24 protein-coding genes and 1 pseudogene are annotated in these 23,703 nt (G+C 50.7%); 22 read left to right on the top strand and 3 right to left on the bottom strand.

Annotation, left to right across the window (positions count from 1 at the left end):
• Positions 1–73 precede the first annotated feature (73 nt).
• The 8 genes from rlmN (at position 74) to der (ending at position 8,775) form a co-directional block, all read left to right on the top strand.
• The gene (gene rlmN / locus BZJ19_RS09750; protein WP_077456450.1) at positions 74–1,195 is read left to right on the top strand and encodes a dual-specificity RNA methyltransferase RlmN; all 1,122 of its coding nucleotides are present in this window, start codon (positions 74–76) and stop codon (positions 1,193–1,195) included.
• A 28-nt stretch (positions 1,196–1,223) separates the two neighbouring features.
• Positions 1,224–1,979: a type IV pilus biogenesis/stability protein PilW gene (pilW, locus tag BZJ19_RS09745; protein ID WP_077675495.1), complete on the top strand. Its 756-nt coding sequence runs from the start codon at positions 1,224–1,226 to the stop codon at positions 1,977–1,979.
• On the top strand, positions 1,969–2,943 hold the full coding sequence (gene rodZ, locus BZJ19_RS09740; RefSeq protein WP_077675494.1) for a cytoskeleton protein RodZ: 975 nt from the start codon (positions 1,969–1,971) through the stop codon (positions 2,941–2,943). The genes pilW and rodZ overlap by 11 nt, the downstream gene beginning before the upstream one ends.
• Before the next feature lie 15 nt (positions 2,944–2,958).
• A complete protein-coding gene (gene ispG, locus BZJ19_RS09735; protein ID WP_077675493.1) occupies positions 2,959–4,092 on the top strand; it encodes a flavodoxin-dependent (E)-4-hydroxy-3-methylbut-2-enyl-diphosphate synthase in 1,134 nt (377 codons plus the stop codon).
• A 47-nt stretch (positions 4,093–4,139) separates the two neighbouring features.
• Positions 4,140–5,408 carry a histidine--tRNA ligase gene (hisS, locus tag BZJ19_RS09730; RefSeq protein ID WP_077675492.1) on the top strand — a complete coding sequence of 423 codons (1,269 nt, stop codon included), beginning with the start codon at positions 4,140–4,142 and terminating at the stop codon, positions 5,406–5,408.
• 12 nt (positions 5,409–5,420) lie between these two features.
• Entirely contained in the window at positions 5,421–6,023 is a 603-nt protein-coding gene (locus BZJ19_RS09725) for a YfgM family protein (RefSeq protein WP_077478913.1), read from the top strand.
• A 9-nt stretch (positions 6,024–6,032) separates the two neighbouring features.
• On the top strand, positions 6,033–7,190 hold the full coding sequence (gene bamB, locus BZJ19_RS09720; protein WP_077675491.1) for an outer membrane protein assembly factor BamB: 1,158 nt from the start codon (positions 6,033–6,035) through the stop codon (positions 7,188–7,190).
• A 91-nt stretch (positions 7,191–7,281) separates the two neighbouring features.
• Entirely contained in the window at positions 7,282–8,775 is a 1,494-nt protein-coding gene (gene der / locus BZJ19_RS09715) for a ribosome biogenesis GTPase Der (protein WP_069590670.1), read from the top strand.
• A 402-nt stretch (positions 8,776–9,177) separates the two neighbouring features.
• Here the strand turns inward: der and xseA are convergent, their stop codons facing one another.
• Positions 9,178–10,542 carry an exodeoxyribonuclease VII large subunit gene (xseA, locus tag BZJ19_RS09710; protein ID WP_235608194.1) on the bottom strand — a complete coding sequence of 455 codons (1,365 nt, stop codon included), beginning with the start codon at positions 10,540–10,542 and terminating at the stop codon, positions 9,178–9,180.
• A 247-nt stretch (positions 10,543–10,789) separates the two neighbouring features.
• Here xseA and guaB point away from each other — a divergent pair, with 247 nt between their 5' ends.
• Both guaB and guaA read left to right on the top strand, forming a co-directional pair.
• Positions 10,790–12,253, top strand: a complete 1,464-nt coding sequence (gene guaB / locus BZJ19_RS09705) for an IMP dehydrogenase (protein ID WP_069590671.1) — start codon at positions 10,790–10,792, stop codon at positions 12,251–12,253.
• A gap of 95 nt (positions 12,254–12,348) precedes the next feature.
• Positions 12,349–13,926, top strand: a complete 1,578-nt coding sequence (gene guaA / locus BZJ19_RS09700; RefSeq protein WP_077675489.1) for a glutamine-hydrolyzing GMP synthase — start codon at positions 12,349–12,351, stop codon at positions 13,924–13,926.
• A gap of 74 nt (positions 13,927–14,000) precedes the next feature.
• Here guaA and BZJ19_RS17360 read toward each other — a convergent pair whose 3' ends face one another.
• Complete coding sequence (locus tag BZJ19_RS17360; RefSeq protein WP_268794311.1) at positions 14,001–14,135, bottom strand: hypothetical protein; 135 nt, start codon at positions 14,133–14,135, stop codon at positions 14,001–14,003.
• A gap of 99 nt (positions 14,136–14,234) precedes the next feature.
• On the opposite strand from BZJ19_RS17360, the gene BZJ19_RS09695 reads away from it, so the two are divergent.
• The 12 genes and pseudogenes from BZJ19_RS09695 to BZJ19_RS09645 all read left to right on the top strand — a co-directional run bounded on the left by BZJ19_RS09695 (position 14,235) and on the right by BZJ19_RS09645 (position 22,661).
• Positions 14,235–15,422, top strand: coding sequence for a tyrosine-type recombinase/integrase (locus BZJ19_RS09695; RefSeq protein WP_077675488.1), 1,188 nt, complete (start codon positions 14,235–14,237; stop codon positions 15,420–15,422).
• A gap of 201 nt (positions 15,423–15,623) precedes the next feature.
• Positions 15,624–15,848 (top strand): helix-turn-helix transcriptional regulator, encoded by a 225-nt coding sequence (locus BZJ19_RS09690; RefSeq protein ID WP_077675487.1) that lies wholly within the window; start codon positions 15,624–15,626, stop codon positions 15,846–15,848.
• A gap of 4 nt (positions 15,849–15,852) precedes the next feature.
• Positions 15,853–16,737 carry a helicase RepA family protein gene (locus BZJ19_RS09685; protein ID WP_077675486.1) on the top strand — a complete coding sequence of 295 codons (885 nt, stop codon included), beginning with the start codon at positions 15,853–15,855 and terminating at the stop codon, positions 16,735–16,737.
• Positions 16,727–17,635: a replication protein C, IncQ-type gene (repC, locus tag BZJ19_RS09680; protein ID WP_077675485.1), complete on the top strand. Its 909-nt coding sequence runs from the start codon at positions 16,727–16,729 to the stop codon at positions 17,633–17,635. The genes BZJ19_RS09685 and repC overlap by 11 nt, the downstream gene beginning before the upstream one ends.
• A 418-nt stretch (positions 17,636–18,053) precedes the next feature.
• Positions 18,054–18,335, top strand: a complete 282-nt coding sequence (locus BZJ19_RS09675) for a hypothetical protein (RefSeq protein WP_077675484.1) — start codon at positions 18,054–18,056, stop codon at positions 18,333–18,335.
• 971 nt (positions 18,336–19,306) lie between these two features.
• Positions 19,307–19,489 carry a FitA-like ribbon-helix-helix domain-containing protein gene (locus BZJ19_RS09670; RefSeq protein ID WP_077675483.1) on the top strand — a complete coding sequence of 61 codons (183 nt, stop codon included), beginning with the start codon at positions 19,307–19,309 and terminating at the stop codon, positions 19,487–19,489.
• A 2-nt stretch (positions 19,490–19,491) separates the two neighbouring features.
• Positions 19,492–20,280 carry a P-type conjugative transfer protein TrbJ gene (trbJ, locus tag BZJ19_RS09665; RefSeq protein ID WP_077675482.1) on the top strand — a complete coding sequence of 263 codons (789 nt, stop codon included), beginning with the start codon at positions 19,492–19,494 and terminating at the stop codon, positions 20,278–20,280.
• A 2-nt stretch (positions 20,281–20,282) separates the two neighbouring features.
• Positions 20,283–20,465, top strand: a complete 183-nt coding sequence (locus BZJ19_RS09660) for a hypothetical protein (protein ID WP_077675481.1) — start codon at positions 20,283–20,285, stop codon at positions 20,463–20,465.
• 1 nt (position 20,466) lies between these two features.
• Positions 20,467–21,453, top strand: a pseudogene (trbL, locus tag BZJ19_RS09655) (P-type conjugative transfer protein TrbL); the annotation flags it as partial.
• Positions 21,454–21,861: 408 nt separating this feature from the next.
• On the top strand, positions 21,862–22,089 hold the full coding sequence (locus BZJ19_RS17405; protein WP_323133376.1) for a conjugal transfer protein TrbL: 228 nt from the start codon (positions 21,862–21,864) through the stop codon (positions 22,087–22,089).
• 30 nt (positions 22,090–22,119) lie between these two features.
• Complete coding sequence (locus BZJ19_RS09650) at positions 22,120–22,368, top strand: hypothetical protein (protein ID WP_235608192.1); 249 nt, start codon at positions 22,120–22,122, stop codon at positions 22,366–22,368.
• 68 nt (positions 22,369–22,436) lie between these two features.
• Complete coding sequence (locus BZJ19_RS09645) at positions 22,437–22,661, top strand: type I toxin-antitoxin system ptaRNA1 family toxin (protein ID WP_077675478.1); 225 nt, start codon at positions 22,437–22,439, stop codon at positions 22,659–22,661.
• A gap of 115 nt (positions 22,662–22,776) precedes the next feature.
• On the opposite strand, the gene BZJ19_RS09640 is transcribed toward BZJ19_RS09645, so the two are convergent.
• On the bottom strand, positions 22,777–23,703 hold a 927-nt coding region (locus BZJ19_RS09640; protein WP_276526535.1), incomplete at its 5' end, for a 3'-5' exonuclease.

The raw sequence follows: 23,703 nt of genomic DNA, 5'->3' as shown, positions 1-23,703 counted from the left end.
GGACAAGCAGCGTGACGCAATGGCGAATATACTTGTCTTTACCACACAGCTAGTTCTTACGAGGCAACCCCCAATGACAACAGAGAAAGTTAATCTGCTTGATTTTGACAGGCAGGCACTCCGTGCATATTTTGCTGACGAGCTCGGCGAAAAGGCATTCCGTGCCGACCAAGTCATGAAGTGGATCTATCACTTCGGTTGCGACGACTTCGATGAGATGAACAACATCAACAAGAAGTTGCGTGAGAAACTCAAGCGTGTGGCGGAGATCCGTGCACCAGAAGTGGCATCGGCCCAGTACTCAAAAGATGGCACCATTAAATGGGCCATGCGTGTGGCTGGCCAAGATGTTGAAACCGTCTATATCCCAGAAGATGACCGGGCTACCTTGTGTGTTTCTTCGCAGGTTGGTTGTGCACTGGATTGTAAATTCTGCTCGACCGGTGCCCAAGGCTTTAACCGCAACTTGCGCGTGTCTGAGATCATCGGTCAGGTATGGCGTGCGGCGAAAGAAATTGGGATTGAAAAAGAAACCGGTCGCCGTCCGATCACCAATGTGGTGATGATGGGCATGGGCGAGCCGTTACTGAACATGAAAAACCTGATCCCAGCGTTGAACCTGATGCTAGACGATAACGCCTATGGCCTATCGAAGCGTCGCGTGACGGTCTCAACCTCAGGGGTTGTATCAGGCCTTGAGCAAATGATCGGTAAAATCGACGTTGCGTTGGCGATTTCTCTGCATGCGCCGAACGATGAGCTTCGCAGCCAGATCATGCCAATCAATGACCGCTGGGACATTGAGGCATTCCTTGATGCCGTACGCCGTTATATTGCAACATCGAACGCGAACCGTGGTCGAGTCACGGTTGAGTATATTTTGCTCGATCATGTCAACGATTATATGGAGCATGCGCGTCAGCTCGCAGAGCTACTGAAAGATACGCCAGCGAAGATTAACCTTATTCCATTTAACCCGTATCCTGAGTCTCCGTACAAGAAACCGAGTAATTCTCGTATCGATAGGTTTATGAAAACCTTGATGGAATACGATTTTACCGTGACGGTACGCAAGACGCGTGGAGATGATATTGATGCCGCTTGTGGGCAATTAGCTGGCGATATCATTGATCGAACCAAACGCGCCGAGAAGCGACTGGGTGCACAGGAGGTAATCCCTGTTCGTCCAGTCTGACCGTTAGGCTCAGAAAAAGGATAGGGACATGCACCGTACTGGCTGTGTACTCTTACTCATCATGACGTTGGCTGGATGTGCCACGCCAGTAGAAAAGCAAAAAAGTTCAGAATTTGATAGTATTCGGGCAGCAGATGCCCGAATATCACTGGGATTAGGCTACCTAAACAGTGATCGCTATCAACAAGCGCAGCAAAACTTACAACAAGCGCTACGATATGCGCCAGACTACTATCGTGCCTTGCTGTCAATGGCGTATTATCAACAACGTGTCGGAGAAAGTGAAAAAGCCGACCGTTTTTATCAACAAGCATTGCGCCAGGCGCCCGATAATGGCGACGTACATAACAATTACGGTGTATTTTTGTGTGAGCAGCGGCGTTTTGCTGCGGCGAAGCAAGCATTTTTGCAAGCCATTGCGCAACCGTATTATCATCGGGTGTCAGACAGTTATGAAAATGCCGCTTTTTGTCAGCTAACCGCTGGGGAAAGGCAAAGTGCAAAAGCCTTGTTTGAAAAAGCCGTCGATCATGACCCACTTCGAGTGCGGTCAGGATTGCAACTTGCCAAACTTGAAATCGAGGATGGGCAAGAGACGCGTGCTATTGCACGTATTCAACGTCTGCAAAGACAGATCGGCGAGCGCCCTGCGGGGTTGCTGCTTTTAGTGAAGGCACATCAACAACAAGGCAACGCGGAGCAAGCTGCCCATGATGCACAACGATTGGCGCAACAGTTTCCAGAATCCAAAGAATATCAATTGTACCTAGCGAATGAATACTGAACAGACGGAAGAACAAGCGCAAACGCATACTCAACCTGCGCCCGGGGAAGTATTAAAGCAAGCGCGTGAAAAAATGGGCTGGAGTGTTCGCGATGTTGCCGACAGGCTGAGATTGCGCGTGAGCGTGATTGAAGACCTCGAAAACAACAATCCAGATACCGAACAATTGGCCACGTTTACACGTGGCTATTTGCGATCCTACGCCAAACTGATGCAAATTGACGCCGATAGCCTGATTGGTACCAGCGATATGGAAGCCAGCAGCGCTGAAACGGTGCAAAAAATGCAAAGCTTTTCACGCAAAACACGTCGTCAGAAAAGCGAGARTCGCTTGATGATGCTTTCGGGTGTGATTGCGCTGATCTTAGTTGGGATCACGGGTGCTTGGTACTGGCAAAATCAACAAACCGTTGAACCCATAGTGCCACAGCAAGCAGCGGACGAGTTGGTGACCACGCCGAATGACACCGATACCATGCCGGTGGCTGAGCCACTTCCAGAAGCCGCGCCGCAAGAAACACAAAGCGATGAGCCTGCACAAGCACCTATCTCGGACGCTGCACCAGAGCCATCGGTGCCGGCCTCTAGCGAAGGACAACAAGCGACACAAGCCGTGGCGCCAAAGGCGACGACCAGCGAACCGAGCATCAGCGAACAAATTGATGAAGCCCAGCGTGTCGCCAATGACCGTGTCGGCAATGACAACGAAGCGCCGATCGCTGCGGACAACACATTGGTCATGCGCTTTAGCAGCGATTGCTGGATCGACGTTCGCGATGCCACTGGCGCGCGCTTGGCCACGGGCATTAAAACCAACGGCGATGCACTGACTCTAAACGGTGAGCCGCCTTATCAACTAGTATTAGGCGCCCCAAGTGCGGTGACCATTACTTTTAATGGCGATAATATTGATCTTGATGGCTTTCCAACCGGCCAAGTGGCACGGTTGCGCCTTCCGCAGTAATCAGAGAACGTCGACATGCATACCGAATCCCCAATTAAACGCCGTCCGTCTAAACGTATTTACGTCGGTAATGTTCCCATTGGTGATGGTGCGCCGATAGCGGTGCAATCGATGACCAATACGCGTACCACAGATGTAGATGCCACGGTGGCGCAAATTAAAGCGCTAGAAAAAGTGGGCGCCGACATTGTACGTGTCTCGGTACCGACGATGGATGCGGCTGAAGCCTTTAAATTGATCAAGGCGCAGACCGCGATCCCGTTGGTCGCGGATATCCACTTTGACTACCGTATTGCCTTAAAAGTCGCAGAATACGGGGTGGATTGCTTGCGCATCAATCCCGGTAATATAGGCCGTGAAGAACGCATTCGTGCCGTGGTGGATGCCGCGCGAGATAAGAATATCCCGATCCGTATTGGCGTGAATGGCGGCTCACTGGAGCGTGATTTACAAGAAAAATATGGCGAACCGACACCAGACGCGCTAGTCGAGTCAGCGATGCGCCATGTCGATATCCTTGATCGGCTCAACTTTGATCAATTTAAAGTGAGTGTGAAAGCCTCAGACGTATTCTTGGCTGTTGAGTCATATCGAAAACTGGCGCAGCAAATCGATCAACCGTTGCACCTTGGCATTACCGAGGCTGGTGGTGCCCGAGCGGGTGCGGTTAAATCTGCGGTGGGCCTAGGCATGCTATTAGCGGAAGGCATTGGTGATACCTTGCGCGTATCCCTTGCCGCCGATCCGGTGGAAGAAATCAAAGTCGGTTTTGATATTTTAAAGTCACTGCGGATTCGTTCACGCGGGGTGAACTTTATTGCCTGCCCAAGCTGCTCGCGTCAAGAATTTGATGTGATAGGAACAGTGAATGCGCTCGAACAGCGCCTTGAAGACATCACCACGCCGATGGACGTTTCTGTGATTGGCTGTGTGGTGAATGGACCCGGTGAAGCCGAAGTCTCTCACCTAGGTTTGGCAGGTGGCAACAAACGCAGCGCCTATTACCTCGACGGCAAGCGTCAGAAAGAGCGTTTCRATAACGACAACCTTGTCGACGCACTTGAGGCAAAAATTCGCGCGAAAGCGGCGATGATGGATGAAAAAAACCGCATCGACGTCTCACAAATTGAAAAGGAAGGCGAAGCCTAACGGCCGCCTTCTCCATTCTCACTCTTTAATCGGTAACGGAAGTTAACGTGGCTAAAACAATTCAAGCAATTCGAGGCATGAACGATTGCCTCCCGTCTCAGTCTCCCCTATGGCAAAAACTAGAGAACACGGTCAAGCAAGTGGTCAGTGCTTACGGCTATAGTGAAGTACGCATGCCTATCGTGGAAGCGACCCACCTTTTTAGTCGCGCCATCGGTGAAGTCACGGACGTTGTCGAAAAAGAAATGTACACCTTTGATGATCGCAATGGTGACAGCCTCACACTGCGTCCTGAAGGGACAGCGGGCTGTGTGCGTGCTGGCATTGWAAATGGCTTGCTGTATAACCAAGAACATCGCCTTTGGTACACCGGCCCAATGTTCCGTCACGAGCGTCCTCAAAAAGGTCGCTATCGTCAATTCCACCAATTTGGCGTGGAAGTGTTCGGTATTGATGGCCCAGACGTCGACGCTGAACTGATTATGATGACGGCGCGTCTATGGCGTGAGCTAGGCATTGCCGATCACGTCCGTTTGGAGCTTAATTCAATTGGATCGCCACAAGCGCGTGCTGACTATCGCCAAGCCTTGGTGGATTTTTTGATGCAGCATGAATCTGTCTTAGATGAAGACAGCAAACGCCGCATGAAAACCAACCCATTACGTGTGTTGGATACCAAAAATGCCGACATTCAAGCCATTCTGGTGGATGCACCTAAGCTGAGCGACTACCTCGATGAGGAATCGAAGCAGCATTTTGCCGGCTTATGTGAACTCTTGGACGCGGCAGGTATCCAATACGAGGTTAACCACCGTTTGGTCCGTGGCCTTGATTACTACAACCGCACCGTGTTCGAGTGGATCACAGACAGCCTTGGCGCCCAAGGCACAGTATGTGGCGGCGGTCGCTATGATGGTCTGGTTGAACAACTCGGCGGTAAAGCGACGCCTGCGGTTGGATTCGCAATGGGCCTAGAGCGTCTAGTTCTGATGCTCGAAACCCTGAACCAAGACGATGTGCGTCCTGCCGTGGATGTGTATGTTGTCACGGTTGGAGAAGGCAGCCTCGTCGCCGGTATGCAGCTGGCTGAGCGCTTACGTGAGCAAGTCCCGGGCCTACGTGTTATGTCGCACTTTGGCGGGGGTAACTTCAAAAAACAATTTAAACGTGCGGACAAAGTCGGTGCGTCTGTGGCACTGGTGCTTGGCGAAGATGAAGTCGAGAATGGCACCGTGGCAGTAAAAGATTTGAAAGGCGGCGAGCAGCAAACCTTGAAACAAGACGAGGTCGCCGCGACACTCGCAGATTTGATTTAGAGAGGACAGATCGTGGACGTCTACACCACAGAAGAACAGCAAGTTGAAGCGATTAAAAAGTGGTGGCGAGATAACGGCAAAGCCGTTGTTATTGGCGCTGTAGTCGGATTGGGTGTGCTATATGGATGGCGTTACTACCAAGCACACGTGACTGAGAGCAAGGAACAAGCCTCACAGCAATATGTTCAAGCGCTTAGTGGTCTGGACAAAGGCGAAACCGCCGCCCTTGAGAACGTGGTTAAAAGCGAAGACCACGAAGGCTATCGTGCGTTAGCTGCTATGCAATTGGCGAAAAAACTGGTTGAACAAGGGGAGCTTGCGCAAGCGAGCGAACAGCTTCGTCAAGCCAGTGCTTGGGTTAAAGACGATGCCATTCATGGCTTAATTGCCACACGTCTTGCGCGGATTGAGGCGGAGTTAGGTAACTATGACACCGCAGTGACTGAGCTCGATAGCGTGACGGCACCAAGCTGGCGCGCAAAAGTCGAAGAGATCCGTGGTGATATCATGCTGCTTAAAGGCGACAAAGATGCGGCACGTAGCGCCTATGCGGCGTCACTTGCAGCGGCAGAGAGCCCAACCGTCAATATGAAGCTTAACAACCTCAGTCAGTAAGGTCGCGGTATGACAAAAGGATTATGGCGTGGGGCGGCGATGGCAGCTGCCTTGGCGTTGCTTGCCGGTTGTGCCGGTGAAGAAGATGTGGTGCAAATGGCACCATTGCCGACGGTGAATAGCCAATTTACCCCAAGCTTGCAATGGAAAGCACAAGTCGGTGATGGCGTTGGTCATTATTACTCTGCACTGCGTCCGGTCGTGGCTTATGACAAAGTCTTTGCCGCAGATCGTAACGGCCTTATCGGTGCGTACGATTTACAGACCGGCCAGTCGGTATGGGAAAAATCAGTGCAAACCGATGTACCTGCGTTGCTCTCGGGCGGCCTGAGTGCGTCTTACGGCAAAGTCTATGTTGGTGCAGAAACCGGGGTGCTTTATGCACTGGATGCCGAAAACGGGGAACTCGTTTGGCAACAAAACGTCAACGGTGAGATCCTGTCAAAACCTTTGGTTGAAGCTGGACTGGTGGTGGTTAATACCAGCCGCGGTGAGTTAGTTGCGTTGGATGCCGAATCGGGTGAAGTGCAATGGAACAACACCAACGATGTACCCAATCTCAGCTTGCGTGGTGACAGTGCGCCCGTCACTATCTCTGGCGGTTTATTCTGGGGCATGGCCAATGGTCGATTGGGCGCTGCGATGATCCAAGATGGTCGCTCACTCTGGCAAATTCCGATTGCCACGCCGAAAGGGGCGACTGAGATTGATCGTCTGGTCGATGTGGATGCCACTCCGGTGATTGAAGGCGACCGCCTGTACGCGGTGGGGTATAATGGTCAATTGGTGTCGATTGATTTGCGCTCTGGCCAAGCGGCGTGGAAGCGTGATTTTTCGACAGCGACAGACTTTATGGTTGCGGGCAACACCGTTTATCTGATTGATGATAAAGACGATGTCGTGGCATTGGATGCACGCAACGGCCTAGAAAAATGGCGTAACACTGAGCTGGAATACCGGATTCTCACGCCACCTTCGGCGAGCAGCGGTTACATCATGGTAGGTGACAGCCAAGGTTATTTGCACTGGCTTGATCCACAAACCGGCGAGTTTGTTGCTCAGCAGTCACTGGAAGGTAATGGCATCGCTGTTGCGCCAGTACAAACGGATAACGGCTATATTGTGATCACACGTGATGGTCAAATGAGAAAACTGACCATCGAGTAGAATTAGCCAACATAATTATTTTGGGCTCCTGACTGCTCTGACAGTGAGGAGCCTTGTTCATTGATAAGAGAATGAAAGAGAAGAGGTCTACATGATTCCTGTTATTGCCCTTGTAGGGCGCCCGAACGTAGGGAAATCGACGCTCTTTAATCGTCTAACCCGCACGCGTGATGCGCTAGTAGCGGACTTTCCGGGACTGACCAGGGATCGAAAATACGGTAAAGCGATGCTAGGTGAACACGAGTTCATCGTGATCGATACCGGCGGTATTGATGGCACCGAGGAAGGCGTAGAAACCAAAATGGCCGAGCAGTCTTTGGCCGCCATTGAAGAAGCGGACGTTGTCCTGTTTATGGTTGATGGTCGTGTGGGTTTAACCCCGGCCGACCAAGAGATTGCGCAGCATATTCGCACCCGTGAAAAAACATCTTTCTTGGTGGTGAATAAGGTCGACGGGATGGATCCGGACACCGCCGCATCTGACTTTTGGCAACTAGGCATGGACAACATGTACCAAATTGCGGCTGCACATGGTCGCGGTGTAAGTACCTTGATCAACCGTGCGCTGATGCCGTTCGCGGAACAAGCCAAAGAAGACCAAGAAGCTGGTTTGGTTGATCTCACCGGTGAGGATGATATCGAGCCGGTAGACGAAACCACCATGACCGAAGAGGAAGCGGAAAACGAGTATGCGCGCCTCCAAGCCCAGCCGATTAAAATTGGCATTATTGGCCGTCCAAATGTGGGTAAATCGACCCTAACCAACCGCATGCTCGGCGAAGAGCGCGTGGTGGTTTACGATATGCCGGGCACCACACGTGACTCTATCTACATTCCTATGGAGCGTGATGGACGCGAATACGTGATGATTGACACCGCCGGTGTACGACGTCGTAAGCGCGTGACGGATAAAGTCGAGAAGTTCTCGGTTATCCAAACCCTTAAAGCGATTGAAGACGCCAATGTGGTGTTGCTGGTGATTGATGCGCGCGAAAACATCTCTGACCAAGACTTAAGCCTACTGGGGTTTGCCTTGAATGCTGGACGCTCTATTGTGCTAGCGGTCAACAAGTGGGATGGATTGGATAGCGAAGTGAAAGAGCGTGTCAAATCAGAGCTCGACCGCCGTCTGGGTTTTGTCGACTTTGCGCGTGTTCACTTTATATCTGCCCTGCACGGTACGGGTGTGGGTCACTTGTTTGAGTCGATTCAAGAAGCCTATGAGTCAGCGACCAAGCGTGTAGGTACGTCGATGCTGACGCGCATCATGAAGATGGCGCAGGACGACCACCAACCGCCGATGATTCGAGGTCGCCGAGTGAAGCTAAAATACGCACACGCCGGGGGGTATAACCCGCCGATTGTGGTAATCCACGGTAACTTGGTTAATGAACTTCCGGACTCGTATAAGCGCTATTTAATGAACTACTATCGCCGGACGCTCGATATTATGGGCACCCCGATTAAGATCCAGTTCCAGAATAGTGAAAACCCGTATGAAGGGAAGAAAGAGAAGCTGACGCTTTCTCAGTCCAGACAGCGCAAGCGCTTGATGGACATGGTGAAAAACCGAAACAAAAAGTAATCACTTGCCCAGCCATCGCGCTGGGCTTTTTTTGATCTTCTATGCTGGTCTACGATCTTTTTCATGATCTTTTTCCGAATTTAAGTGATCTAAATCACATTAATATGCTGCTTAAAGTCAGTGACACGATCCGCTGTCATACCGCGCTAGGCGGGTTTTTGAGCGGTGAGAATTCAACCATCACCTGATGCTATTCTCTTTTCATTAATTCTGGATCACGTCAAAAAAATAAACCCAAATAGTTTTTTATATCGATTAAAATCCAAATGCAGAACATGTAACTTATGCTTTCGGGAAGTGTATTGATAAATATTCTTTTTAGGGTAGGAAGCTGATCAAGGGGCATTAACCCCTCGATCAGGCGATCACAATCAGATCAGAGAGAAGTCGGTTGTACAGAGGTTAATCTTGTGCGGGGGAGACAGAAGCCGGTGTCAGCGCGGTGACCGTACTTGTGATGTCGCCCTCACGCAGATGGGTATGTAATGTTTGACCCACGCTAAGCTGCTCGGTCTGGGTCACCACCTTGCCATCGCCCGTACGAGTGATGGAATAACCTCGAGTTAGGGTAGCCAGAGGGCTAACGGCATCTAGGGTTGCCATCAGAGTATGCAGCCGCTGTTGTGCGTGCTGCAATTGAGCGTCCATGGCGTGACTAAGGCGCTGTTCAAGCTGGCTCACACGCCCTTGCTGGCGATGAATGGTGTGGAGCGGCGTTGCACGCTGCAATCGGTCGTCCAACTGGCTACATTGCGCCTGAGCACGACGAATTTTAGTCATCATCGCTTGTTGCATGCGCCGTTGTAGCTCATCCAATCGCTGGCTTTGCTGTTGTAAGCGCGTGCGCGGATGCTGGTGGGACAAACGGTGCGACAATTGGGTGAGATGCCGTTGCTGACGATAAAGCACATCGGCCATAGCGCGACTGAGTGCTTGCTCGCGTTGCTGATATTGCTGAAGCCGATAACTCAGATCGCGGCTAACCAGCTCCGCAGCGGCTGAAGGGGTTGGAGCGCGCATGTCAGCGACAAAATCAGCAATGGTTACATCCACTTCATGACCCACCGCACTGACAATAGGAATCGTGCTGGCAGCGATAGTACGGGCGACGATTTCCTCATTAAAACACCAGAGATCTTCTAGCGACCCCCCGCCACGACCGACAATCAAAACATCGCACTCTGCTCGACTATTGGCACGACCAATAGCTTGCGCGATGCTGACTGCGGCATCGCGCCCTTGCACCAGCGTAGGATAAATGACCACGGGCAGGCTAGGATCGCGTCGCTTGAGTACATGCAGAATATCATGCAAGGCAGCGCCGGTTTTGGAGGTAATAATACCAATACGGCGTGGTTGAGTAGGTAAAGGCTTTTTCTCGCTTTGGGCAAAAAGCCCTTCGGCTGCAAGCGCTTGCTTACGTTGCTCAAACTCTTGTTGTAGCCGCCCATCCCCTTCAGGCTGCATACTTTCGAGGATCAATTGATAGTCACCGCGTGGCTCATACAAGGACACTCGGGCGCGGACTAACACTTGGTCGCCATTTTTGGGTTTGAAGGTAACACGACGGTTGTTACCGCGGAACATGGCACATTTCACTTGGCTTTGGTTATCTTTCAGCGATAAATACCAATGCCCTGAGACTGCGGCGGTAAAATTGGAAATTTCCCCGCTTAACCAGACAATGCCGATATCGCGCTCAAGACACAGCCGAACTTCGGCATTCAGCCGAGATACCGTCAAAATGTTGCGATTGTTTGTGCTCACGTCGCCAACCTTTTTCATTCACCTGCACGCATACTACCTGTCTGCTTTGAGGATGCCAATTGCTAAGCGTATGCCGTGCATGAGCGGGCATTTTTACTCGAAGTGATTGAATATTAAGCGCCTAAAATCAAAGACAGCAGTAAATGAAAATTCTCAGTAAAAACCTGTAGCCAAACGTTTGCGCTATACGTATAATGCTGCGGCAATATTTTGTTCCCCTTCACAAATTTTGGTGTGAGATATTGCAATGCTGAGAATCGCGAAAGAAGCGCTAACCTTTGACGATGTACTCCTCGTCCCTGCCCATTCCACTGTTCTTCCGAACACTGCGGATCTGCGAACCCAACTGACTCGTTCTATTAGCCTGAACATCCCTGTTTTATCAGCAGCGATGGATACGGTGACAGAAGCCCGTCTGGCGATTGCACTTGCGCAAGAAGGTGGCCTTGGTTTTATCCACAAAAACATGACCATTGAACAGCAAGCTGAGCAAGTTCGCTTGGTTAAAATTTACGAAGCGGGCATGGTCACAAACCCTGTTACAGTGACGCCAGAAATGACCATTGCGGACGTGAAAGCACTCACCGAACGCAACGGTTTCGCCGGCTATCCAGTGGTTAACGCGCAAAAAGAGCTCGTCGGTATTATCACCGGTCGTGATGTGCGTTTTGTGTCTGATTTGAGCAAGCGTGTTGATGAAGTGATGACGCCGAAGTCTCGCTTGGCCACGGTGCAAGAAGGTGCGGATCGAGAGCAAGTTCAGCAAATGATGCAGCAGCACCGCGTGGAAAAAATCTTGGTCGTCAATCAAGACCACCACCTAAGCGGCATGATCACCGCAAAAGACTTCCAGAAAGCAGAAAGCAAACCAAACGCCTGTAAAGACGAGCAAGGCCGTCTGCGCGTGGGTGCCGCCGTCGGTGCTGGCGCAGGTAATGAAGAGCGTGTTGCCGCCTTGGTGGAAGCCGGTGTCGACGTTCTTTTGATTGACTCATCACACGGCCATTCTGAAGGTGTGTTGCAACGCATTCGCGATACACGCGCCGCGTATCCAAACCTGCAAATCGTAGGGGGTAACGTTGCCACGGCAGACGGTGCTCGTGCCCTAATTGAAGCGGGTGTTGATGCCGTTAAAGTGGGAATTGGCCCAGGGTCGATTTGTACCACCCGTATTGTGACCGGGGTTGGTGTACCACAAATCACAGCCATCAGTGATGCAGCAGCCGTTGCACAAGAATATGGCATTCCGGTCATTGCTGACGGTGGCATTCGCTTCTCGGGCGATATGTGTAAAGCGATTGCCGCTGGCGCATCCTGTGTGATGGTTGGCTCCATGCTGGCAGGGACGGAAGAATCACCGGGTGAAGTTGAGCTTTACCAAGGTCGCGCGTACAAATCGTACCGTGGTATGGGATCGGTGGGCGCGATGTCAAAAGGCTCATCTGATCGTTATTTCCAAAGCGACAATGCTGCCGACAAACTGGTCCCAGAGGGCATTGAAGGCCGTGTAGACTACAAAGGCATGATGAAAGAAATCATCCACCAACAAATGGGCGGTTTGCGTTCATGCATGGGTCTGACGGGCTCTGCCACCATCAACGATTTACGCACCAAGGCGCAATTTGTTCGCGTGACTGGCGCGGGCATGAAAGAGTCACACGCTCACGATGTGACCATCACCAAAGAAGCGCCTAACTATCGCCTCGGATAATGTATGGCGGTGTGGCTTAAGGGCCACACCGCTTTCTATTCGTCCAAGAGGGCTGACAACGCCCCTTTGTTCCACTTAATTGAGAAAGCCAGATAATGACCAAAAACATTCATGCTCAACGTATTTTGATCCTCGACTTTGGCTCCCAGTACACGCAACTGATCGCACGTCGTGTCCGTGAAATCGGAGTGTATTGTGAGTTGTGGAGCTGGGATGTAGAAGAGCAAGATATTCGTGATTTTGCCCCTGATGGCATCATCCTTTCCGGTGGCCCTGAAAGTGTCGCTGAAGCTGGCTCACCGCGTGCGCCTGAGTATGTCTTTAATGCTGGCGTGCCGGTGCTTGGCGTATGCTACGGCATGCAAACCATGGCTGAGCAACTGGGCGGTAAAGTGGCCGGCTCTGAGCACCGCGAATTTGGTTATGCCCAAGTTAAGCGTGTTGCCAACAGTGCTTTGTTTGATGGTATTGAAGATGCGATCGCCGAAGATGGCACCGCGCTATTGGATGTGTGGATGAGCCACGGTGATAAAGTGGTCGCTATCCCAGAAGATTTCGTCAAAATCGCCGAAACCGACACCTGTCCGTTTGCGGCGATGGCTAACGAAGAGAAGCGCTTCTACGGCGTACAGTTCCACCCGGAAGTCACGCATACTCGCCAAGGCAAACGCATGCTAGAGCAGTTTGTGATGACCATCTGCGGTTGTGAGCGCCTATGGACTCCTGCGTCTATCATCGAAGATGCGGTTGAGCGTATTCGCGAGCAAGTCGGTGATGATGAAGTGATCCTTGGCCTATCTGGTGGCGTTGATTCCTCAGTAGTGGCAATGCTGGTTCACCGCGCGATTGGCGACAAGCTCACGTGCGTATTTGTGGATAACGGCCTGCTACGCCTTAACGAAGGCGAGCAAGTACTGGAAATGTTTGGTGACCACTTCGGCCTCAACATTGTCCACGTCAACGCTGAAGACCGCTTCCTCGACGCGCTGAAAGGCGAAGCTGACCCTGAAGCTAAGCGTAAAATCATTGGCCGCGTGTTTGTTGAAGTATTCGACGAGCAAGCCACTAAAATGAAAAACGCCAAATGGTTGGCGCAAGGCACCATCTATCCAGATGTGATTGAATCAGCAGCCTCGAAAACCGGTAAAGCACACGTGATTAAATCGCACCACAATGTGGGCGGTCTTCCGGAAGAAATGAAAATGGGCTTGGTTGAACCACTCAAAGAGCTGTTTAAAGACGAAGTCCGTAAGATTGGCCTTGAACTAGGCCTGCCTTACAACATGCTTTACCGCCACCCATTCCCAGGGCCAGGTCTTGGCGTGCGTGTACTGGGCGAGATCCACAAAGAATACTGTGACCTTCTACGTCGCGCGGATGCAATCTTTATCGAAGAACTGCGCAACGCCGATTTGTACGACAAAGTCTCACAAGCGTTTGCGGTTTTCTTACCGGTACGTTCTGTTGGTGTAATGGGCGATGGCCGTAAATACGATTGGATCATTGCCTTGCGTGCCGTCGAAACCATCGACTTTATGACCGCGCACTGGGCACACCTGCCATACGATTTTCTTGGCAAAGTGTCGAACCGCATTATCAACGAAGTCGACGGCATCTCCCGCGTGGTTTACGACGTCTCCGGCAAACCGCCTGCGACAATTGAGTGGGAATGATCACACGTTAGGCATCAGCTGGTAATAACTGGCATTAAATGACACCTAAGCCCATGTTTTCATGGGCTTTTTTGTTATTGTGTCTGGCATTGTTTGGCAACTGATGGCAGCGGGAAGCACCGCTTGAGCGTGGTATCCAAGGTGGTATTATCGAGACATGATGCCATGACTGATAGCCGATACCATGCTGCTTGATCTTGTGTGTTCATGGTATCGAAAATACTTAAGCTTCTGTTTTTATTGAGATTAAAGCCTGTTTTTTGGGTGATCTTGCAGCATGGTATCGGAATCAAAGAAGGATAAGGCTCTTGCTGACCGATACCAAGCTGCGAAACCTCAAACCGAGGGACAAACTCTACAAAGTGAATGACCGGGACGGCCTTTATGTGGCTGTCACCCCTGCCGGTTCCATCTCATTCCGTTACAACTACTCGATCAATGGCAGACAAGAGACGATCACCTTTGGTCGTTACGGCGTTGGGGGTATCACTCTCGCAGAAGCTCGTGAACGACTCGGTGAAGCCAAGCGGATGGTCGCTGATGGAAAGTCGCCAGCGAAGGAGAAGGCAAGGGACAAGGCGCGTGTAAAAGGGGCTGAAACCTTTGGTGCCTGGGCTGAAAAGTGGCTACGTGGCTACCAGATGGCCGACTCTACCCGTGATATGCGCCGCTCGGTTTATACGAGAGAGCTGGAAACAAAGTTCGGCAATCAAAAGCTGACCGAAATCACTCACGAGGACTTGCGAGCACTGACCGACGCCATCGTAGAGCGTGGAGCGCCTGCTACGGCGGTTCATGCGCGTGAGATTGTACTCCAGGTATACCGCTGGGCCACTGAGCGAGGCCAGAAGGTTGAGAACCCGGCAGATCTGGTGCGGCCAGCAAGCATTGCCAGGTTTGAGCCGAGAGATCGAACCCTGACCCCCGAAGAAATCAGGATCATGTATCAGTACATGGGGCGTATTGGTACATCACCATCGATCCGCGCAGCAGTCAAACTGTTGTTGTTGACGATGGTGCGAAAAAGCGAGCTGACAAATGCCACCTGGAGTGAGATCAACTTCAGCGAAGCGCTCTGGACCATCCCGAAAGAAAGGATGAAGCGGCGAAATCCTCATCTGGTGTTTCTATCCAGGCAAGCCATGGACATTCTCATCGCTTTGAAGACGTTCTCCGGTGGATCGGATTATGTTCTGCCGTCGCGTTACGATTCTGACGTGCCCATGAGCAGTGCCACGCTGAACCGGGTGATGACGATGACTTACAAGCTGGCTCAGAAAGAGGGGCAGCCGCTTGCCAAATTCGGCCCGCACGACCTGAGACGAACAGCCAGTACCTTGCTCCATGAAGCCGGTTACAACACCGACTGGATTGAGAAATGCCTGGCGCATGAGCAAAAAGGTGTGAGGGCAATCTATAACAAAGCCGAGTATCGCGAGCAGCGCACAGCCATGTTGCAGGACTGGGCTGACATGATTGATGAATGGACTGCCTAAAAGTGGGTGGTTGTCATTTTTTTAAAGGTTAGATGGTTGCTAATTATGATATCTTTGATAGCATAATTAGCGTAGATTGATGCCAAATTTCCATTCAAGGCCGCCCTCCGGCATCGGGAAGGTCAATTACCGATTAGCAGACGCTACTCGATGAATAGTCCGCTTGAGACATCAAGCGCATTCATTTGAGAGGTATTGACCATGCACACTGCCAAAACCCTCATCAACAGGAAGCAACTCCTGGAGATGATCCCTCTTTCAACGCGCACAATTTATAACCTAGAGCAACGGGGCGAGTTTCCTAAGCGAATAGCGCTTACAAGCAGAAATGTTGCTTGGGATTTATCGGAAGTCGAAGAGTGGATAGAGACCCGTAGATCGTCAGGAATCCAAGCTACTCGGCCTGGCAATACGATAAGGGGCTGACGCTATGACCCTAGAAATTGCGTTGCTCGATCTGAGAAAAGCTGTTGAGAACGAGCCGAAGTCCCTTGATTTTGTATTTCCTGGTTTCAAATCGGGAGCAGTTGGAACATTGGTAAGTCCTGGTGGAACAGGTAAAACCATGCTTGCTCTACAAGTTTCTGTAACGGTTGCTACCGGTGCTGATCTATTGAATTTAGCTGATATGGACAGCGCGTGGCGGCTGGTCACCGGTCCAGTGGTATTTTTAACCGGAGAAGACCCTACAGACGTGTTATCTGGGCGTTTTCACGCTATAGGTCGATACCTTAACACTAGCCAACGTGAGGCCATGTATAACAACTTAGCGGTTGCTCCTCTGGTCGGTTTCAGTGCCGATATGATGAGTAGAGAGTGGCGGAATTGGATTGAGAACGTCACTCGAGGTGCTCGCCTCGTAGTAATTGACACGTTACGCCGATTTCATAAGTTGGACGAAAATGATGGAGGCCATATGAAAGGGCTGCTGGACTACATGGAACAACTTTGCAGCGTAAATAGAACTAGCGTTTTATTCCTCCACCATACAAACAAAGCCGGTGCGTTTAGCAGTGGTGACGCTCAGCAGGCTAGCCGAGGCAGTTCTGTGCTCACGGATAACGTCCGCTTTCAAGCGAATTTAATTGGCATGGGGGCGGCAGAAGCCGAAACATGGGGAGTAGACGAAGAATGTCGCCGTCATTTTGTGCGATGGTCCTTCCCTAAGCTTAATTACTCTGCCCCTATCTCTGACAAGTGGTATCGACGACATGAAGGAGGAATACTGAAGCCTGCCGTATTAGAGAAGCAGAGCAAATCCAATAGAGTGCTGCCATTCAATAAATCTAAGGGTGGTGCGCGCGATGAGCTTTGATCTTACCCATGTTCGACATGACCCAGCCCATTGCTTGGCTCCTGGCTTGTTTCGTAGCCTGAAGCGTGGAGAGCGGAAACGGCTTAAGCTGGACGTAACCTATACCCATGGCGAGGATTCTATACGTTTCTGGGGACCTGAGCCTCTGGGAGTTGATGATCTTCGTATCCTACAAGGGCTTGTGGCTATGGCCGCAATTTCTGGTGATGGGGGGCGCGGGATTGTGCTGCGAAACGAAACCGAGTCAGAGGTTGGGCAGCAATTGCGCCTCTTGCTAGACCTCAAATGGGACGCGGTTGAGAAGGACGCGATGGTTGCTAAGGGCAGCTTCCGACAACTGGCCCGGGAACTTGGATATGCCGACGATGGAGGCAGCCAGTTCAGAACTATCCGCGATAGCATCGAGCGACTATGGGCAGTATCGGTCATTGTGGAACGTAACGGGCAGCGTCAGGGGTTCCGTATCCTGTCCGATTACGTCAGCGACGACCGGGAAGGTAAGCTGTTTGTCGGCCTGAACCCTCGATTAGCAGAGGCTGTAATGGGAGAGCGTCCACATACTCGCCTCGACATGACGGAGGTTCGGGCGCTACAGACCGATCCTGCTCGATTACTGCATCAGCGATTATCGGGCTGGATTGATGCCGGTAAATCTGGACGCGTAGAACTGGATACCCTTTGCAACTACGTCTGGCCGGACAAAACGAAGAACCCCAACACCTTGAAAAAGCGCCGTCAGACGGCCCGGAAAGCGTTAACTGAACTGATTTCAGTGGGCTGGACTGTACATGAATACGCTAAGGGGAAATGGGAGATTAGGCGGCCAGGGACTAACCGTGCCAACCCCCGGCGCGACAGTACCCATACCCGGCATAATAGCACCCGTCCCCCGGCATAATAGTATCCCATCACCGGCATAACGGTATCCGCTACAATCGCGAAAACCCCTGCAGGACAAGGCTTTCCGGTCTGTTTTGGAAATCGATCCAAGATATTCTAAAGAATATCCACCATGCGCGGCATAGCCCGCGCCTTAATGGCGCGTTCATGCCTTGCCAATAGTATCGGCCTCCGGCCGATGTTTTAACGCCAAGAGGGTGGCCGATTCTGATTCCTCGCCAGAAGCTACCCCTTCTCTTGGCGTGCAATCCTTCCGAAGGGCAGGTCAAAGAGGTCTCAAGAGCGCAAGAAACATCGATCATAGTTTGGCTAGGGCGGGTGTGCGCTTGGGTGTGAAATCTTGAATTCAATTAGATCCGCCCCCATTAGAGTTCCTTAGGCTTCAATTCCGTAGCCTAAGGAACAGGAGCGTTTTGATGAAAAACCCATTTGAAACACAACAAACGCGTGCGAGGAAGGAGTTTAACGCTCTAGGCCGCGCGGAAAAGAATGGCATTACTGATGCCGAACTTGTACAGGAAATGACTGCTGATATGTCAAACCCTGACTCTGCAGAATCTATTATGCAGGCTGCAGCAGCGGTGATGTACATGAGGGGAGTGAAAGGCGGTGAAACGCCTATTACAGAAGCTACTAATCGTTGCCTTGCACGTAAAAGAAAAGAAGAAAAAACAGGCTTAGCTGCTAATCCAGCTTAAGCTTATCAAGCACTAAAGCCTTGGTACTTAGTTGGAGTGCCAAGGCTTTTTGGGAAGTCCCCTTCTTTGCAGACGCATAATGAGCCGTTCAAGCAGGAAAACTATAATAGTTGGCTGTTATCTATGCGCTCCAATTTATAGCCGATTTTTATTTTCCTCTTAGCGGGGTGTTAAGAGAGCACTGCTTGAGGCGCCTATTTCCGCGACTCTAGACGCTGTATTTCATGTATAGCCACTTATGGCCGTAGTCGGCTGAAGATGTGCTGTTTGTAGGTTGTAGTATGTTGTATCACCATACAACTTACTACAACACTACATTTCCTATCCGCACTGACGTTGTGCCGAGTGCCGAAAAGCTGTCCAAAGTTGGGCGCTAGCGGCTCGACACGCCAGGGTGTTGATAGCGGTCCTTCCTGACCGTGTGACCCAACCGATACCAATCTGAAACTGTCAAAGAAAAGGCTGGTGAGAGTGTCTAGTAAGTTTAAAAACCCATGGAATACAGTGACCTACATTCGATGTGTTGCTAGCACTCGTACGTTTCATTGACACTTGAGGGGCGCTATCCCTCCTGAATTAGTAAAGCTGTGTATTCCTGTGCTTTTTTGCTGTGTAAATCTCCGCGTTAGCGTAGCAATTGCCTGATATTACGCGTTTATTTTGTGTTTCTGTTCTAGCAAGAAGGTGAGCAAGCGATTTTATATGGTTTGCACAAAAAAACAGATTTTCGCGGCAACACTTTCCTTGGCGTAAACAATGCTGAATGGCGGGCAGGATAGGTGAAGTTAGCTAATCGGCGGAGCCGATTAACTATCTTCACTCTCCCTTATTCGCGCCGGGGGCGCTCAACGGGGAATCTTGCTCTGCGAGGCTACCGGCTGCCGCCGATTTGTAAGGTGAGTAGAAAACATGGTTGTTGTTTGTGATATCTTTGATATCATTGGTAGCGAGTGCATCAAGAAGGTATTAATATGGCGAATGTACTTGTCCGTAATTTGCCTCCTGAAGTTCACCGGGCGCTAAAAGTGCGTGCGGCGCTTAACGACAGGAGCACTGATGCGGAAATACGAGAAATACTGGCAGCGGCAGTGCAACCGCTGGAGCTGGATGTCATTGGTCGAGAAGTTGGATATTTATTCATCGAGAGGTATTGATCATGCAAGAGAAAAAAATTTTAGCGGCTAAAATTCCAATCCTACCGGTTGCCTTGGCAACCTCGCTTCTTATCGGTTCATTGCAGCCTGTACAGGCGGGTATCCCTGTCGTTGATGGCACCAATCTGACGCAAAACATCATGTCCGCGATGGAAGCCGTTGCGCAGACGCTCAAGCAGATTCAGGAGTACCAAACCCAACTCCAGCAGTACGAAAACCAACTGCAAAACACGATGGCCCCGGCGGCCCATATTTGGGACCAGGCGCAGCGGACCATCAACGATCTGAACCAGGCTACCAACACGCTCGCTTATTACCAAAACCAACTTGGTAGCCTCGATGCGTACTTGGGCAAGTTCCAGGACGTGGCCTATTACCGTGGATCGCCTTGCTTCTCTTCTACAGGGTGCAGCGATGCCGAACGGGCCGCGATGGAAGAAAACCGCCGCCTGGCGTCCGAATCGCAGAAAACGGCCAATGATGCGCTGTTTAAGGGCTTGGAGCAGCAGCAAGACAACCTAGAAGCAGATGCCCGTCAGCTTACCCGCCTGCAGTCCGCCGCCCAGGGTGCAGACGGACAATTGGCCGCCATTGGTTACGCCAACCAGCTCGCCAGCAACCAGGCCAATCAGCTCCTGCAAATCCGTAGCTTGCTGATTGCTCAGCAAAACGCCGTTGGCACTAAGATGCAGGCCGACGCCGACCGCGAAGCTCAATATCAGGCTTCACGCGATAAGCTCTATGAGGGGCTGGCCGAACCGGTAAACCGTTCTCAAAGCAAGGAGTACTAAGCATGAAATACATGATTCAAGTGCTGACACTTCTGCTTTCTTTGTCCCTCATGGCGGGATGTAGTGAGAAGGAAGAAAACTGCGAAAAAACAAACCAACAGCAAGAGCAGTGCGAAAAACAGGACGGGACTATCTACGATAGCCTGAAAGAACCGGTGGATCGCTCTAAGAGCAAGGGATTCTGATATGAAAACAGTACTTCTTCGCTTTGGGGTCGTGCTGCCCTTTGCTTCCATTTCACCAGCCGCCTTTGCCGAAATAGATAAAGGCGGTGTGTTGAATGAAGTTTCGGACCGTTTTTTAACCGAAAGCTCAAACTGGGCGACAACAATTACTGATCATGCGTCCTGGTTATTCTGGACACTGGTTGTTATCTCAATGGTCTGGACATTCGGCATGATGGCATTGCGTAAAGCCGACATTGGCGAGTTCTTCGCCGAGTTTACTCGCTTCACCATTACTACCGGATTCTTTTGGTGGCTGTTGATCAATGGGCCTAGCTTTGCAATGGATATTATCAACTCGTTGAGAAATATCGCGGCAGAAGCATCCGGTCTGCCAAGGGGGTTGAATCCTTCCACGCCGATAGATATTGCGTTTGATATTATCGCTAAGGCAGCGAGCAGCTATAGCATCACTAGCCCTATGGACAACTTGTCCATCTTCCTGACCACGCTTGCCATATTGGCATGCATGGCCATTGTTGCAGCCAACGTTCTTCTTGCCCTAGTTACGGCATGGATTATTGCTTATGCGGGAATCTTTGTCTTGGGCTTCGGTGGCTCGCGCTGGACCTCTGATATTGCCGTCAACTATTTCAGGAGTGTGGCCGGTATAGCACTCAAAATCATGACGATGACACTGCTGGTTGGGATCGCTGTTTCTATTATCGATGGTTATCACTCCGACCTTTCAGAAGGTGCGCCGATGGACGAATTGTTGGTAATTTTCGTTGTGTCCCTTGTCATGGTTATTCTCGTTAACTCCGTACCAAACGTGGTTGCAGGTTTGATCCCTGGCGGTGGTGCTGCTGCGAGCGCTGGTAGTTCATTCAGTGCAGGGGCCTTGATTGGTGGGGCTGTCGGTGCCGGTGCAGCCGTCGCATCGGGTGGTGCTGCGCTTGGAAGCGCTGCAATGTCCGGGGCGACTAATATGGCCGGTGGAGCTAGTGCTGTAAAAGCAGCCTTTCAAAAGGCGCAATCCAGTATGGCCGGTGGAGACATGACGAGCTTCGGCGGTAGCTCTAGTGATACCGGCGAAAGCTGGGGTGGTAGCACCACTGGCAGCGATAACGCGAGCACGGGTGATACGCCATTTGCAAAGGCAGCAGGTTTTTCCGGAGCGGGTAGTTACAGCTCTGGCGGTGGGTTTGGTCGGGCAGCTTCTCTAGCAGCCGGAACGGCTGGCGAGCTTGCTAAAGGGGTCGGAGCAAAGATGGCCGGAAGTTTTCAAGATAAGGCTAATCAGACCGCCGGAGGACGCCTGGCATCCTCAATTCGTGAAAGCATGGAGCCAAAGAGTGATAACGATGCTGGTCGAGCTGATCAGGTGAGTGATACCGCATCGTTCGACAGCGATAGCTTGAGCGGTGGCAACGGCGGTGGCTGGGTAAACCAAACAGGCGGCTTTGATGCTCTGTCCAGCGAGGACCAGGACAAGGCCCGCCAGTCACACGCTGAGTGGCAAGCACGCGACCCGGAAAAGCACACCTTCGACGTCGGGGACTACGTTTCGTATGCCCAGGAACGCCAGCAGGAACGTAATGAAGAGGTTGCCAGCTTTGTGAACCGCGATCGGCAAGATACGTAAGGAGATAAGACGATGAAAGAACGTAATTTCATGGCTGCCCTAGATATGCTCGACAAAGACCAGGAACCCCGCGCAGAAGCCGATTTTGTACCGGTTGTCGAACCATTGACCGAGGAAGAGAAAGACACCGACGCGGAGATTGCGGCCTTTGTGAATCGCCCGGACCCTACTGGCCGAGTGGAGGCATTGAGCAGCACGCGCATCAGCAATGACGCAGGGGCTGGAACCGGGAAAACCCCGTTTTCAGAAGTGGCTGGGTTTTCCAATACCGGCTTATAGACAGCACACGGGCCGGTGATGGTGCACCGGCCCGCATTTCCACATACCACCTGACAGAGAGGTGACACATGACAACCACATATAATATCGAAGTTGAGCAAGCAATTCATCAGGCAGCGACCAAGCTGGCCGCCCTGGTGTTCATCGACCAAGAAACCGCCCGGCAGATTTCCCCCGTCGCGGAGGCGGTCGCTAATATGTTCACGATCCTTTACTACCAGGCTGAAACTGGCCGAGCGACGCCGGAGGACTTCGAGCTGGCGTTAACAGCTATCCGGCAGGCGATGATGTAATATCGAAATATACAATGGCAAAAGACATTAGATTCGAAGTTCTATGTTATTGAAAAAACAGGGCGGTATTTCTGCCCTGTTTTATTTTCTTTTCGGTGGTAATGTCTAAACGATTTTAGAGCTGTCGGGTAGGAGTATATGAACAGCCGCCTCCTGTTTGGTGGCCTCGTTCCGATATCAGGTAAAGATGCTTTTTCGCACGGGAACAAATTACATAAAGCAACCTTCTAGCAACATAGTTTTGATGCTGAGAGGTTTGATTTCTTATGTCATTCCAATGAGGTATTTTTCCATGTAATAAACCAGTGCATATGACGACTTCATATTCATCCCCCTTTGTAGAATGGGATGTGGTTATTTTTACACCACTAGCTGAGGAAAAGAAGGATTCTAGATCACTGGCTCTGTAATTCATCTTATATTTTTTTATTCTTTCAGATGTAGAATTTTTTAAACTTTCCTTTTCTCTATATGCTACAGTTTCAGCGTCTAGACTTATATTAAGTTTTTCGCAAAATTTTTTAATGATGTTTTCGATCCAGTTTTCAATTTCATCATCACTTTCTACACATATTGAATTTATTGTTTTTAGGATTTTCTTGGGTGAGGTAAGCTCATCATCCTGAGTTATGGTGTTTATTCTTTCTGATAGTTCGCTTGAATACCTTCTTCTCTTTAAATAGTTTTTTATGTCCGGTTTGGTTAGGGCAAGCCGAATTAAGGTGAGCCAAATATTATCTTGATTTTTTGGGATTGGTGAAATCAGGAAACCATCAATATTAAAATCTTTGTCTAAATCATTTAGTTTGTTAGAAGCGCCAATAACATCGAACCAGCTAGGACAAAGAATAACGATCTCACTCTCAGGAATTCCTTGACTTAAGTGATGTTCTACTATGCTTTTAATGTACTCTGGAAGATCTGATTTATGAATTTCATTTTCTACATGAACTACAGATGGAAAGTCATGAATATCTGATTTAGACTTTACCGCATAACCTTCGTCTTGATATTTTATGTAATGATCGATAATTCTCTGACT

It is taken from the genome of Salinivibrio proteolyticus (genome assembly GCF_001996165.1).
GTDB classification, from domain to species: Bacteria; Pseudomonadota; Gammaproteobacteria; order Enterobacterales; family Vibrionaceae; genus Salinivibrio; species Salinivibrio proteolyticus.
Note: the sequence above shows the minus strand (reverse complement) of the source record. Positions and strands in the feature narration are given on the sequence as shown.